This window comes from Micromonospora sp. HM5-17, from assembly GCF_003762835.1.
Taxonomy (GTDB): domain Bacteria; phylum Actinomycetota; class Actinomycetes; order Mycobacteriales; family Micromonosporaceae; genus Plantactinospora.
The window spans coordinates 60,022-73,278 of record NZ_RJWA01000005.1 but is presented as its reverse complement, the minus strand read 5'-3'; the positions used below and the strand labels follow the sequence as shown (position 1 = coordinate 73,278).

The 13,257-nt window shown below is 73.5% G+C and carries 9 protein-coding genes; 7 read left to right on the top strand and 2 right to left on the bottom strand.

Going from position 1 to position 13,257, the window contains the following annotated elements; translation table 11 throughout:
- Nucleotides 1-134: 134 nt before the first annotated feature.
- On the bottom strand, nucleotides 135-1,535 hold the full coding sequence (locus EF879_RS15945) for an ROK family transcriptional regulator (RefSeq protein ID WP_123559391.1): 1,401 nt from the start codon (nucleotides 1,533-1,535) through the stop codon (nucleotides 135-137).
- 291 nt (nucleotides 1,536-1,826) lie between these two features.
- Between EF879_RS15945 and EF879_RS15940 the strand changes: the two genes are divergently transcribed.
- From EF879_RS15940 to EF879_RS15920, 5 genes are all read left to right on the top strand, one after another.
- Nucleotides 1,827-3,509 carry an extracellular solute-binding protein gene (locus EF879_RS15940; protein ID WP_123559389.1) on the top strand — a complete coding sequence of 561 codons (1,683 nt, stop codon included), beginning with the start codon at nucleotides 1,827-1,829 and terminating at the stop codon, nucleotides 3,507-3,509.
- On the top strand, nucleotides 3,506-4,699 hold the full coding sequence (locus tag EF879_RS15935) for a sugar ABC transporter permease (protein WP_123559387.1): 1,194 nt from the start codon (nucleotides 3,506-3,508) through the stop codon (nucleotides 4,697-4,699). Before EF879_RS15940 ends, EF879_RS15935 begins: the two co-directional genes overlap by 4 nt.
- A gap of 80 nt (nucleotides 4,700-4,779) precedes the next feature.
- Nucleotides 4,780-5,628 carry a carbohydrate ABC transporter permease gene (locus EF879_RS15930; protein ID WP_233604507.1) on the top strand — a complete coding sequence of 283 codons (849 nt, stop codon included), beginning with the start codon at nucleotides 4,780-4,782 and terminating at the stop codon, nucleotides 5,626-5,628.
- Nucleotides 5,629-5,651: 23 nt separating this feature from the next.
- The gene (locus tag EF879_RS15925; protein ID WP_123559958.1) at nucleotides 5,652-6,140 is read left to right on the top strand and encodes a MarR family winged helix-turn-helix transcriptional regulator; all 489 of its coding nucleotides are present in this window, start codon (nucleotides 5,652-5,654) and stop codon (nucleotides 6,138-6,140) included.
- Nucleotides 6,141-6,213: 73 nt separating this feature from the next.
- A complete protein-coding gene (locus EF879_RS15920) occupies nucleotides 6,214-7,692 on the top strand; it encodes an MFS transporter (RefSeq protein ID WP_233604506.1) in 1,479 nt (492 codons plus the stop codon).
- 190 nt (nucleotides 7,693-7,882) lie between these two features.
- Here the strand turns inward: EF879_RS15920 and EF879_RS15915 are convergent, their stop codons facing one another.
- On the bottom strand, nucleotides 7,883-10,228 hold the full coding sequence (locus EF879_RS15915; RefSeq protein ID WP_123559382.1) for a TIM-barrel domain-containing protein: 2,346 nt from the start codon (nucleotides 10,226-10,228) through the stop codon (nucleotides 7,883-7,885).
- 369 nt (nucleotides 10,229-10,597) lie between these two features.
- On the opposite strand from EF879_RS15915, the gene EF879_RS15910 reads away from it, so the two are divergent.
- Complete coding sequence (locus EF879_RS15910) at nucleotides 10,598-12,604, top strand: beta-galactosidase (protein ID WP_123559380.1); 2,007 nt, start codon at nucleotides 10,598-10,600, stop codon at nucleotides 12,602-12,604.
- A gap of 115 nt (nucleotides 12,605-12,719) precedes the next feature.
- Nucleotides 12,720-13,178, top strand: coding sequence for a hypothetical protein (locus EF879_RS15905; protein ID WP_123559378.1), 459 nt, complete (start codon nucleotides 12,720-12,722; stop codon nucleotides 13,176-13,178).
- Nucleotides 13,179-13,257: the final 79 nt, after the last annotated feature.

Sequence of the window (13,257 nt, the reverse complement as noted above, 5' to 3'; positions counted from 1 at the left end):
GTCGGTCAAGGGTTTACCACCATCGATTCCGAAGCTGCCGCCGCGGGCTACACGGACAACGTGATTCCCGGGCGGGCCAGGCGGTCACGGCCCGGCCGGCCGCGCGACGTACGACCGCACCCGGCCCCGCGGGGTCAGCGGTTGTCGGTGGCGGTACCCGGCGGCGACGCGGCCAGGGCCGACGGCAGCGCGTCGACATCCTCGCCGGGCGTACCCGACTCCGGCTCGGGGCCCGGCCGACCGGTCGCCCGGTGCGGCGCCTTGCGGGACGCGTCGCCGCCCACGGCGCCGCGCCCGGCCCGGCCGGGGTCCGGCTCGTGCCGGGGCAACCGGCCCGCGTCGACGGCCTCCAGGGTGCGGGCCGCACCCCCCGCCGCGGCCGCGCCGGTGCCGAAGGTGGAGGCGAGCAGCCGGGTGCCGCCGGCCTCCGGCGCGAGCGCCCGGGCGACCAACTCCGCCTCGGCCGCCGGCAGCAGCCACGGCGCCAGGACGCTGAAGTAGCCGCCCAGCAGCACCACCTCGGGATTGACCAGGTTGGCCAGCAGCGCGACGCCGTGCCCGAGGTGCCGGCCGGTCTCGGCGAGGGCCGCCAGGACCGCCGGATCCCCGCGCCGGGCCCGGGCCCGGATCCGGTCGACCTCGGGAGCGAAGTCGGTGATCGGGCCGTCCTCGGCGGTGTCCGGCAGCGCCCGGCGGATCAGCGCCGGGATGCCGGCGAGCGCCTCGAGGCAACCGCGCCGGCCACACGGGCAGACCGGGCCGGTGGGGTCGAGCGACACGTGCCCCAGTTCGCCGGCGAACCCGCGCCCGCCGCGCAGCAGCCGCCCGTCGACGATCACCCCGGCCCCGAGGCCGGCGCCACCGGTGAGGTGGACCAGGTGGGCCGTCCCGGCGTACGGGCCCTGCCGGTACTCGGCCAGCGCGGCGAGGTTTGCGTCGTTCTCGACCACCACGTCGAAGGACGGCTCGCGCAGGGCGCGACGCAGGTCCGCACCGAGCGGCAGGTCCCGCCAGCCGAGCGTGGTGGCGAGCCGGACCGTACCGGCCGCGTCCACCAGCCCCGGGACCGCGACGGTGAGGCCGAGCACCTGGCGTCCCTGCCCGGAGACCCGCTTGACGGCCCGGCTGGCCAGCGCGGCGATCGCGCTGACCGCCCGCCCGGGTGAGGCGGCCGAGCCGTCGAAGGCGCGCCGCCAGGCGAGCAGTTCGGTGCCGGCCAGGTCGACGGCGACGACGGTCAGCTCGTCGAGCCCGACCTCCAGGCCGATCGCCGCGTACGGCGCGCCGTCCAGCACCAGCATGGTCGCCGGGCGGCCGATCCGGTTCTCGGTGAGCCCGGTCTCCCGGATCAGGCGACGATCGATCAACTCGGCGACCAGACTCGAGACGGTCGCCTTGTTCAGCCCGGTGCTGGCGGCGATGTCGGCGCGGGAGCACGGCGCGTTGGCCCGGACGAAGCGGAGGACGACGGCGAGGTTGGTGGCCCGTACGTCGGCGAGATCGGCCGGCCGCGGCCCGCGCTGCGTCGTGATCAAGATCAGCCCCGCTCCCCACGCGACGGTGCGTCCCGGACGCGTTCCCGAGGCGCACCACGCGGCCCCATCATGCCGCACCACGGGCCCGTGCGGCCACGTGTGGTCTGCCGCGCGGCGCTCCTGGGCGCCGGTCGCCGTCGCGCGCCCGGCATCTTGTGGCACCGGTCACCGTCGATTAGGTTTGTTTAGTCACCCGACGAACTAACTCTACCCCATACCACCCCCGATCGGACCGCCTCGTCCGTCCCGTCCGCGAGGCGGCCCGTCCGGCGACAGCGAAGGGAGCGCGCCGTGGAAGCATCCGGCCCGGACGTCGCCACCAGCCGTAGGAGCGTTCTCGGCCTGCTCGGCCTCGGCGCGGCGGCGACCGTCGGCGGCGGCCTGCTCGGCGGCTGCGGCGAGGCGACACGATCCGGCGGCGAGGCGCAGAACCTGGACCGGCTCGCCGGCCTGCTGCCCAACCCGCAGCCACTGCCGCCCGGCATCCCGAAGCCGGACATCGCCGGGGTCCGGCCGGTCCCCGACGGCTACACCCGGTTCCCGGCCAACCTGGTCGACGCCGTCACCGAGAAGCCCGGCAGCAGCGGCCAGGAGATCCGGGCGATGACCCCGGCCTGGGGGCCCGCCCCACCCGGCCTCGGGCAGAACGCCTACCTGGCCGCGGTCAACGCCGAACTCGGCGTACCGGTCAACTTCAGCGTCCAGGACGGCCTCACGTACGCCGAGAAGCTCAACGCGATGCTCGGGGCCCGGGACGTGCCGGACCTGCTCTGCGTGCCGGAGTGGGAGGTGAGCAAGCTGCCCCGCTTCTCCGACGCGGTGGCCGCGCTCTTCGAGGACCTGACGGACTACCTCGCCGGCGACGCGGTCAGGGCGTACCCGATGCTGGCCACCTTCCCGACCGGGGCGTGGCGCAACGCGCTGTGGAACGAACGGCTGATGGCGATCCCCAACCCGACCGACGGGCCGTTCCCGTGGGCGCTCTTCTACCGGAAGGACCTGCTCGACAAGCTGGGGCTGACGTACCCGACGAGCATGGACGAGCTGTGGGAGGTCGGCAAGGCGGTCACCAACCCGGCCAGGGGCGTCTGGGCCTTCTCCGACATCTTCGCGATGGTGCAGATGTTCTACAAGGTGCCCGGCACCGACGAGGGCTGGCGACTCAGACCGGACGGCACCCCCGAGTTCAAGTACGAGACCCCGGAGTTCCAGCAGGCCGTGGAGTTCATGGCGAAGGTCTACCGGGAGGGGTTGGTCCATCCGGACCTGGTGGCCAGCAAGGGCGCCGACGCCAAGCAGCTGTTGCAGAGCGGCAGGATCCTCTTCCACCAGGACGGGGTCGGCATGTGGCAGCCGATGCAGGCCGAGCAGCAGAAGGTCACCCCGGGCTTCAACATCCAACCGGTGCCGATCTTCGCGGCCACCGGGGGCGACCCGCTGGTCTGGGGCGACGACGACCCCATCTCCTTCACCTTCATCCGCAAGGGGCTGGGCAAGGCACGGGTCGAGGAGCTACTCCGCGTGATCAACTGGTGTTCGGCGCCGTTCGGCACCACCGAGTTCAACCTCCGGGAGTACGGCGTCGAAGGCCAGCACCATACCCGGAGCGCGGCCGGGGTGGCCAAGACCGACCTCGGCTTCAAGGAGATCGCCAACCAGTACTTCTTCATCAGCGGTCGCAGCCCGGTGCTCCAGCCCTCCCCGCAGACCCCGAACTTCGTCGTCGACGTGTTGGCGTACTCCAACGAGATGGTCAGGTACCTGGAGAAGGACCCGTGGGCCGGACTGAAGCTGGAGATGCCGCCCCGGTTCAACGCGGGGCTGGTCCCGACCGAGGACAAGATCACAGACATCCTGCGGGGCCGCCGGCCGCTGCGCGACCTCGACGCGGTGATCCAGGAGTGGCGCACCAGCGGCGGCGGTGACGAGGCCCGGGAGTTCCGCGCCAAGGCGCTGGCCGACGCCGGACGATGAGCACCCGGGAGGCGGCCCGGCCCGGCGACTCGACCGACCGGGTCGGTGGCGCGGGCCCACCCCACCCGGTAGGGGCCACCGGAGCGGCGGAGCGCGACCCGGGCGCGGAGCCCACCCCCGACGACCGCGCACGGCCGCGGCGCGGCGGCGGACCCGCGCGGCCGCCGGCCGGAGCGACGGCCGCGCCGCACCGCGGTGCGCGAGCGTACCGGCGGGACGGCACGGCGGCACGCCGCGGCCGGCGAGGCCGGTACGGCTCCCGGCTCCCGCTGCGCGCCCGGCTGCGCCGGGACTGGCCGCTGCTGGTGATGGTCACCCCGGCCGCCCTGCTGCTGCTGGTCTTCCACTACGTGCCCACGCTCGGCAACGTCGTCGCGTTCCAGGACTACAACCCGTACGCCGGGGACAGCCCGCTGGAGGCGTTCCTCGCCAGCGCGTGGATCGGGTTCGGCAACTTCGAGGCGCTCTTCGGCGATCCGGCGTTCTGGGACGCGTTCTGGAACACCCTCTCGATCACCGGCTTCCAGCTGGTCTTCTACTTCCCGCTGCCGGTCGCCCTGGCGATCATGCTCAACGGCATCCTCTCCGCACGACTGCGCGCCTTCGTGCAGAGCGTCGTCTACCTGCCGCACTTCTTCAGCTGGGTGCTGGTGGTGACGTTCTTCGTGCAGATGTTCGGCGGCGCGGGACTGCTCGCCCAGACGCTGCGCAACGTCGGCCTCGAGCCGTGGGACATCATGTCCAATCCGGACACCTTCATCGTGCTGGTCACCGCCGAGACGGTGTGGAAGGACGTCGGCTGGGGCACGATCGTCTTCCTGGCGGCGCTCTCCACCATCGACCCACACCTCTACGAGGCGGCGGCGGTGGACGGGGCCGGACGGTGGCGGCGGCTCTGGCACGTGACCCTGCCCGGCCTGCGGTCGGTGATCGTCCTGCTGCTGATCCTGCGGCTCGGTGACGCGCTCTCGGTCGGATTCGAGCAGTTCCTGCTCCAGCGGGACGCGGTCGGCCGGCAGGCCGCCGAGGTGCTGGACACCTTCGTCTACCACCAGGGGATCACGACCGGGAACTACGGGTACGGGGCGGCGGCCGGGTTGTTCAAGGCGGTGGTCGGGCTGGTGCTGATCCTGGCGGCCAACCGGTTCGCCCACGCCCTCGGCGAGCGGGGGGTGTATTCGCGGTCATGACGGTGACGGATCGGCGTCCCGCCGGCGCGGGGACGCGGCGCGGCCGGGGCCGCCGTCCGGCCTGGGAGGAGCCGCCGAGCATGGCCGGCCAGGTCGCCCGGGGCGGCCTGCTGGCCGGCGTGGTGCTGGCGGTGCTGATCCCGCTCTGGGTGGTGCTGGTCACCAGCCTGGCGTCCCAGGAGACCATCAACGAGGCCGGCGGCCTGGTGCTGGTGCCGAGGGAGATCGACGTCTCGGCGTACGTGACGATCTTCTCGGGTGGCCAGATCACCCAGGCACTCTGGATCAGCGCCCTGGTCACCACGGCGGGTACGGCGGTGAGCCTGACCCTGACCGTGCTGGCCGCGTACGGGCTCTCCCGGCCCGGCTCGGTGGGGCACCGGGGCCTGCTGCTCTACTTCCTGCTGACCTTCCTGGTCTATCCGGGCATGGTGCCGAGCTATCTCGTGGTGACCGGGCTCGGGCTGAAGGACAGCCTCTGGGCGCTGATCCTGCCGAGCGCGATCAGCGTCTTCAACCTGGTGGTGCTCCGGGCGTTCTTCCAGAACCTCCCCGGCGAACTGCTCGACAGCGCCCGGATCGACGGGGCGGGGGAGTTCCGGATCCTGGCCCGGATCGTGCTGCCGCTGTCCAGGGCGGTCATCGCCGTGGTCGGGCTCTTCTACGCCGTCGGCTACTGGAACGTCTGGTTCACCGCGCTGCTCTACATCGACGACAACGCGAAGTTCCCGAGCCAGCGGGTGTTGCAGAGCTTCATCCTGGCCGGGCAGTCGCCGAGCACCTCCGGCGTGGTCGGCGCCGCGATGCCCCCGACCCTGGCGATCAAGATGGCGGTGGTGGTGGTGACGGTCGCGCCGATCGTCCTGGTCTATCCGTTCGTGCAGCGACACTTCGTCAAGGGCGTGATCGTCGGCGCGGTCAAGGGGTGACCCGCTCCGCCTATCCTCGTGACATGACCGCCATCGCCCCGACCCGGCGTGAACCGGACCTGTCGTATCTCCTGGACCACACCAGCCACGTGCTGCGTACCCGGATGGCGGCGGCGCTGGCCGAGGTGGGGCTCACCGCGCGGATGCACTGTGTGCTGGTGCACGCCATGGCCGAGGAGCGGACCCAGGCCCAGCTCGCCGAGCTCGGCGACATCGACAAGACCACGATGGTGGTGACCGTCGACGCGTTGGAGCGGGCGGGGTTGGCGGAGCGGCGGCCTTCCGGCACGGACCGGCGGGCCCGGATCATCACGGTCACCGAGGAGGGAGCCCGGGTGGCCGTGCGTAGCCAGGAGATCGTCGACCGGGTGCACCGCGAGGTGCTGGCGACGCTTCCGGCCGAGGAACGGGAGGTCCTGGTCCGCGCCCTGACCCGGCTGGCCACCGGTCACCTCGCCGAGCCGGTCGAGGGGCCCCAGCAGGTCCGCCGGGCCCGCCAGCGGGAGAGCTAGATCTCTAGCAGATCGTCTACAACAAAACTATCTGCTACTTTCCTTCTGTCGCGCCTACTCGACAGGAGGACCTGTGTCCGTACCACCTGCCCCGTCGCCCCGATCCCGTTGGCTCGCCCTTGCGGTGATCGCCACGGCGACGCTGATGACCATCCTCGACGGCAGCATCGTGACGGTGGCGATGCCGGCCATCCAGGACGACCTCGCCTTCTCGCCCGCCAGCCTCAGCTGGGTGGTCAACGCCTACCTCATCGCCTTCGGCAGCCTCCTGCTGCTGGCCGGCCGGCTCGGCGACCTGCTCGGTCGTACCCGGGTCTTCCTCGCCGGCACGGCGGTCTTCACCGCCGCCTCGGTGCTCGCCGGCCTGGCCACGACGCCGGCGGTGCTGATCGTCGCCCGCTTCCTGCAGGGGATCGGCAGCGCGGCGGCAACCGCGGTCGGCCTGGGGATCCTCGTGACGCTCTTCCCCGACCCCGGGGAGCGGGCCCGCGCCATCGCGGTGTTCAGCTTCACCGGCGCCGCCGGCGCCTCGCTCGGCTCGGTCCTCGGCGGCGTGTTGACCGACGCGCTGGGCTGGCACTGGATCTTCTTCATCAACCTGCCGATCGGCCTCGCGACGCTGGCGGTCGCGCTGCCCGTCCTGCCGGCGGACCGCGGGATCGGCCTGGCCGCCGGCGCCGACGTCCTCGGCGCGCTGCTGGTCACCGCCGGCCTGATGCTCGGCATCTTCACGGTCGTCCGGGTCGAGGCCGTGGGCTGGACCGCCGGGTCGACCCTCGGGCTCGGGCTCCTCACCCTCGCCCTGCTCACCGGCTTCGTGGTCCGGCAGGCCACCGCCCGGCAGCCGCTGATGCCCCTGCGGATCCTCCGCTCGCGCGCCGTGGCCGGGGCCAACCTGGTGCAGGTCCTGATGGTCGCCGCCTGCTTCAGCTTCCAGGTCCTCGTCGCGCTCTACCTGCAGCGGGTCCTGAACTACAGCGCCGCCGGCACCGGGCTGGCCATGCTGCCGGCCGCGGTGGTGATCGGCGTCGTCTCACTCGGCATCTCGGCCCGGCTCATCGCCCGGTTCGGTGAGCGCCGGGTCCTGCTGGTCGGGCTGGTCCTGCTGATGGGGGTGTTCGGCCTGCTGGCCCGGATTCCGGTACACGCCGACTACCTGACCGACCTGCTACCGGTGATGCTCTGCGCCGCCGGCTTCGGGCTCGCCCTGCCGGCGCTGACCGCGCTCGGCATGTCCGGGGCCCGCGCCGACGACGCCGGGCTCGCCTCGGGTCTGTTCAACACCACCCAGCAGGTCGGTATGGCGGCCGGGGTCGCGGTGCTCTCCACGCTCGCCGCCGCGCGCACCGAGGACCTGCTCGGCGCCGGTACGTCCGCGGCGGCGGCCCTGACCGGCGGATACCGGCTGGCGTTCACCGTCGCGGTCGGGCTCCTCGCCGCCGCCCTCGTGCTCGCGGCGGCGGTGCTCCGCCAGCCGTCCCGGCCGGCCGGGACGGAACCGGAGGAGGCGGTGGAAGCACCGACCCCCGACCCGGCGGCCGCGACCGCCTGACCAGCCGGAGTACGGGCGGAGCGCCGGGTCCGCCGCCCGGCGTCGGCCACCATTGGGACGGGCCGGACCGGCCGGGACCGGAGCGGGTCACCCCGGACCAGGACGGGCCGGACCGGCCGGGACCGGACGGCAGCGGCCGGCCGCGAAGGAGGGACGGGGCGCCCCCCACCTGGGCACCCCGTCCCGACCTTCAGCCCTGCGCGACCGGCAGCCCGTCGAGGCGCACCGGGGCGGTGACCTCGCCGTCACAGACCAGCCGCGCGGGTAGCCGGGCGCCGCTCACCCGGGCGAACGCGACACCGTCGATCGAGAGCGGCCCGTCTACCTCGACCCGGAACTCGTCGCCCGAACGACAGGCCCGGACAGTGGTGTCCCCGTCGACGTCGTGAATCGTCACCTCGGCGTCGACCGCTCCCCAGCTCAGCAGCGTGACCCGGGGGAACGGGCCGTCGCCGACCCGGTCGGCGGGCGGAGCCACCGGGATCAGCGCGCCGTACCGGACGAAGAGCGGAATCTGCTCCAACGGCCGGGACACCCGCAGATGCCGGCCCCCGGGGTGCACCTCGCCGGTCCAGAAGTCCACCCACTCGCCCGCGGGAAGGTAGACGTACCGGCGGCCATCCGGACTGATCATTGGGGCGACCAGCAGGTCCGTCCCGAGCCGGTACTCCAGTTCGGCACCCCACGCCGCCGGATCGTCCGGCGAGTCGACCAGCAGAGCCCGCAGCATCGGCGTACCGGTCCGGGCTGCCGTCACCGCCGCCGAGTAGAGGTACGGCAGCAGCCGGTACCGCAGCCGGAGCGCGTCGACCGCGCCCCGCTCGGCCTCGGCGGGAAAGTCCCACGGCAGCCGACTCGTGGTGCCGTGGAACCGCACCAGGGGCGAGAGGGCCCCGAACTGCGCCCAGCGCACGTAGAGATCGGGCGTCGGCGTGCCGTGGAAACCCCCGGTGTCGTGGCTCCAGAACGGCACCCCGGAGAGGCCGTGGCTCAGCCCGCCGCGCAGCGTACTGGCCATCGCCGGGTACGTCGCGTTCACGTCGCCGCTCCACTGTGCCGCGTGCCGCTGCCCGCCCAGGTACGACGAGCGAGCCCAGACCATCCGATGCCCGACGACCTCCTCGGTGACCGCCGAGACGACGTCGTTGAAGAGCAGGCTGTAGACGTTGTGCAGCTCGACCCCGGTCATCCCGTTGCTCGCCACCGCGTCCGCCGGGACACCCTCGGCGAAGTCGGTCTTGAGGACGGCGACGCCCTGCGCCAGCAGCGGGCGGAGCAGGCCGGTGAACCACTCCACCGCGGCCGGGTTGGTGAAGTCGATGATGGCGCCGGCCGGATGGCTGCCGTGCCAGGTGTCGGCGACGTAGACCGATCCGTCCGGCCGGCGCAGGAAGTAGCCGGCCTCGGCGGCCTCGGCGTACCGGGGGCTGCCGGTCATCACGTACGGGTTGATCCAGAGGCAGACCCGGAAACCCTGCGCGGCCAGGGTCGCCAGCATCCCGGCCGGGTCGGGGAACTGTGCCGTATCCCAGCGCAGGTCCGACCAGGCGCCGGCGACCTGCCAGTAGCAGTCCAGGTGCAGTACGTCGCAGGGGATGCCACGTTCGCGGATCCGGCGGGCCCGGTCCAGCACCCGCTCCTGGCTGTCCCGGACGAAGCCGGAGGAGATCCAGGTGCCGAAGGCCCACTTCGGCGGGAGCGCGGGGCGGCAGGTCAGGGCGTCGTACCGGTCGAGGATCTCCGCCGGGGTGGGGCCGGCGAGGACGTAGTAGTCGATCAGGTCGTCGGGAACCAGGATCTGGACGCAGCTGTGCGTCGACTGGCAGATGTCGAACTCGACCGGCATCCCGCTGTCCACCAGGATCCCGTAGCCGCGGTTGGAGAGGTAGAGCGGGACGTTCTTGTGCGCCCGGTCGGACTCGCTGCCGAAGGCGTCGAAGTTCCACATCAGCGCCCGCTGCCCCCGCTTGTCCAGCGGGGTGAACTTCTCGCCGAGGCCGACGAAGCGTTCGTCGCCGGGCGCGACGAAACTCTCGTGGTACGCGGCGACCGCGCCGTCGACGAGGGAGCGGCCGAAGGGGAGGGTCCGGAGCCGGCCACTGATGTCCTGCTCGCCCCGGCTCTGCTCCAGCAGCGGTGCGCCGGTGCGGTCGACGAAGCGCAGGTGCCAGGGGTCGAGGTGAAGCTCGGCGACGACCGCGCCGGCGTCGACGCGTACCCGGTCGCCGTCGACCCGGACGCCGGCGACGTACGGCTGCGGCCGCACCAGCGGCAGCGCCCGGGCGGCCCGGCCCCGGGCCAGCGGGTCCTCACTGAGCCGTACCCGGATGACGCCCTCGCCGGCCGCGCTGATCCGGACCGTGAGCGAACCGCCGTCGGAGGTGCCGGCCTTGAGGCTGACCCCGGCGGTGTCGGTGCCGAGCACCTCGGCCCGGGTCAGCGCGGAGAGCCCCTCCTCGCCGGGGGCCCGGACCGGTAGGTCGGGCGGGTCGGCGACGAAGGTCTCGTGCGGCACCAGGGGCGGTCGGTACGGCATGCGGTCTCCTCGGCTCCCGGGCGCGGTTGTGACGTGGACGGCGACCGGTGCCGACCCGGAGTCGGACACGTCGCGACTCGTCCGCCTGCCCGGTCGTCCGCCCGCCCGGGTCGCCGGGGTGGCCGGCGCCCGGCCGCGCGGTCCCGCCGGACTCCCTTAGTTTCTTTGGTAACCCAACAAACTGTCAACGCCGGGTGCCCGGCCGGGGGCCGCCCCCCGTCGGTCCGCGCGCCCTCCGTCGCCGGCCTGCACCGTCTGCGAAGTCGGTCTCGCCGTCACCGCCGGCGGGAAAGACCCGACCGTTGACGGGGTACGCCATCCCGTCTACTTTGACTGGACCCTCAACAAAAGCCCATTGGGAGGACGCCGATGCGGTGGCCGAAGGGGCTGACCGGGCTCTGCTACGGCGGGGACTACAACCCCGAGCAGTGGCCGGCCGAGCTCTGGCCGGAGGACGTCGCCCTGATGCGCCGGGCCCGGGTTACCCTCGTCACCGTCGGCGTCTTCGCCTGGTCCCGGCTGGAGCCCGAGCCCGGCCGGTACGACTTCGACTGGCTGGACCGGGTGCTGGACCTGCTGCACGCGGGCGGCATCCGGGTGGCGCTCGCGACGCCCACCGCCGCCCCACCGCCGTGGTTCTCGCTGCGGCACCCGGACGCGCTGCCGGTCACCGCCGACGGCGTACGGCTCAGCCACGGCAGCCGGGACACCTACTGCGCCAGCGCGCCGGCGTACCGGGCGGCGGCGCGGCGGATCGCCACCGCCCTCGCCCAGCGGTACGCCGACCACCCCGCGCTGGCGCTGTGGCACGTGCACAACGAGTACGGCACCACCTGCCACTGCGAGTACGTCGCCGCCGCGTTCCGTCGCTGGCTACGGGAGCGGTACGGCGGGCTCGACGCCCTCAACGACGCCTGGACGACCAGCTTCTGGAGCCAGCACTACACCGACTGGGAGCAGATCCGCACCCCCGTCGCCACCCGGTACCTCGGCAATCCCGGCCAGTTGCTGGACTTCCGCCGCTTCGTCTCCGACGAACTGCTCGGCGCGTACCTCGAGCAGCGCGACCTGCTCCGGGCCGCGACCCCCGAGGTGCCGGTGACCACCAACTACGTCCTCGGCGACTGGGTGCCGGTCGACCACGCCCGCTGGTCGGCCGAGGTGGACCTGGTGGCGATCGACCACTACCCGTCGGAGTCCGGGCCGGGCGCGGAGGAGCAGACCGCGTTCGCCGCCGATCTGGCCCGGTGCTGGGCCCGGCGCAGCCCCGGCGGCCCGGCCTGGCTGCTGATGGAGAGCGCCCCGAACCTGATCCTGACCCCCGGCCGGATGCACGCCAAGGAACCGGGCCGGCTGCTGCGGCACAGCCTCGCCCACGTCGCCCGGGGATCCCGTGGCGCGATGTTCTTCCAGTGGCGGGCCTCCCGCGGCGGCGCCGAGCTGTTCCACTCCGCGCTGCTGCCACACGCCGGCCCGGAGAGCCGGACGTTCCGGGAGGCGGTCGCGCTGGGGGAGAGCCTGACCCGGCTCGCCGAGGTGGACGCCGGAACGGTCGCGGCCCGGGTGGCGATCGCCTGGGACGCCTCCTGCCGGTGGGCGATGCAGGCCACCGTCCTCCCGTCGGCGAGCCTCGACTACGCCGCCGAGGTCGCGGCGGCCCACCGCGCGCTGTGGCGGGCCGGCTACCCGTGCGACCTCGTCATCCCGGGCGACGACCTCTCCGGGTACGCCCTGCTGGTCCTGCCCGCGCTCTACCTGGTCTCCGACCGGTACGCCGACCAGGTCCGCGGGTACGTCGCCGGCGGCGGCCACCTGGTCGTCGGCTACCTCAGCGGGATCGCCGACGAGTACGGGCGGGTCCGCCCCGGCGGCTACCCGGGTGCCTTCCGGGACCTCCTCGGGATCCGGGTGGAGGAGTTCCACCCGCTCGACCCGGCGGAGCGGGTGCCGCTCGCCGACGGCACCACCGGGCGACTCTGGTCCGAGCCGGTACGGCTGGCCGGCGCGACCGTGGTGACGACGTACGCCGGAGGGACGGTGGCCGGCCGGCCGGCGGTGACCCGACACGACCACGGCGCCGGCGTGGCCTGGTACGTCTCGACCCGGCTCGACGACGACGCGTACCGGGATCTGCTGCGCCGGGCGGCCGAGCGGGCCGGGGTGGCGCCCGCCTGCCCGGCCGCCCCGCCCGGGGTGGAGGCGGTCCGGCGGGGCGACGGCGCCGGGCGGAGCTGGCTCTTCCTGCTCAACCACACCGCCACGACGCAGACCGTTCCGGCCGCCGGAACCGACCTGCTCACCGGCGGTCACCTCGACCCGGTGACGCTGCCGCCCGGCGGCTGCGCGGTGCTGCGGGAGGACGGCGCGGCGGGCTGAGCCCCGCGTCGCGGTGTGCCCGATCGCGCGGTGTGCCCGGCCGGGAGACCGCCGCGGGGATGCCGGTGCGGAGCGGTGCGCCCCGCGACCGTCCCATGTGCCACGATGCTGTGCCATGACACACCCCTACGGTCCGCCCGGCTACCTGGCACCGGTCGCCCACCCCCATCCGGTCCCCCTGCCGGCGGGTGCCGGCGCCCTCGTCGTGACCGTCAGCCGCGGCCCCTACGTCGTCCCGGTACCGGCCACCTGCAAACTGAAGATCGACGGTCGCGAGGTCCCGATCCCCGGTGCGGGCACCTGGCACATCCCCGTGCCGGCCGGTCCGCACGAGGTCAAGTACACGGACTTCCTCGGCGTCCCGATGGTGCGGACCGACGTGGTCGTCCAGCCCGGCACCCCGAGCTACCTGGACTTCCGGTTCGGCGTCTGGCGCAACCGGGTGTACGACGGCCAGGGCGCCGACGTCACGAGGTTCGGCATGTGGTCGAACTACCTGATCGCCCTCATCGGCCTCATCAGCACGCTGGTGATCTGCTGCGGCGGTGGCGCGCTGCTCGCGGCGCTCGACTGACCCGTGGGTACCGACGGGGGCCGACCCGTCGGTACCCACGGACGGCTGGGCGGGCGGTACCGCTGGCTGGTTCGGTCGG

Coding starts and splice junctions, on each gene's coding strand:
- EF879_RS15935 (WP_123559387.1), top strand. CDS start 3,506: ATGAGCACCCGGGAGGCGGCCCGGCCCGGCGACTCGACCGACCGGGTC.
- EF879_RS15930 (WP_233604507.1), top strand. CDS start 4,780: ATGGCCGGCCAGGTCGCCCGGGGCGGCCTGCTGGCCGGCGTGGTGCTG.
- EF879_RS15925 (WP_123559958.1), top strand. CDS start 5,652: ATGACCGCCATCGCCCCGACCCGGCGTGAACCGGACCTGTCGTATCTC.
- EF879_RS15915 (WP_123559382.1), bottom strand. CDS start 10,228: ATGCCGTACCGACCGCCCCTGGTGCCGCACGAGACCTTCGTCGCCGAC.
- EF879_RS15910 (WP_123559380.1), top strand. CDS start 10,598: ATGCGGTGGCCGAAGGGGCTGACCGGGCTCTGCTACGGCGGGGACTAC.
- EF879_RS15905 (WP_123559378.1), top strand. CDS start 12,720: ATGACACACCCCTACGGTCCGCCCGGCTACCTGGCACCGGTCGCCCAC.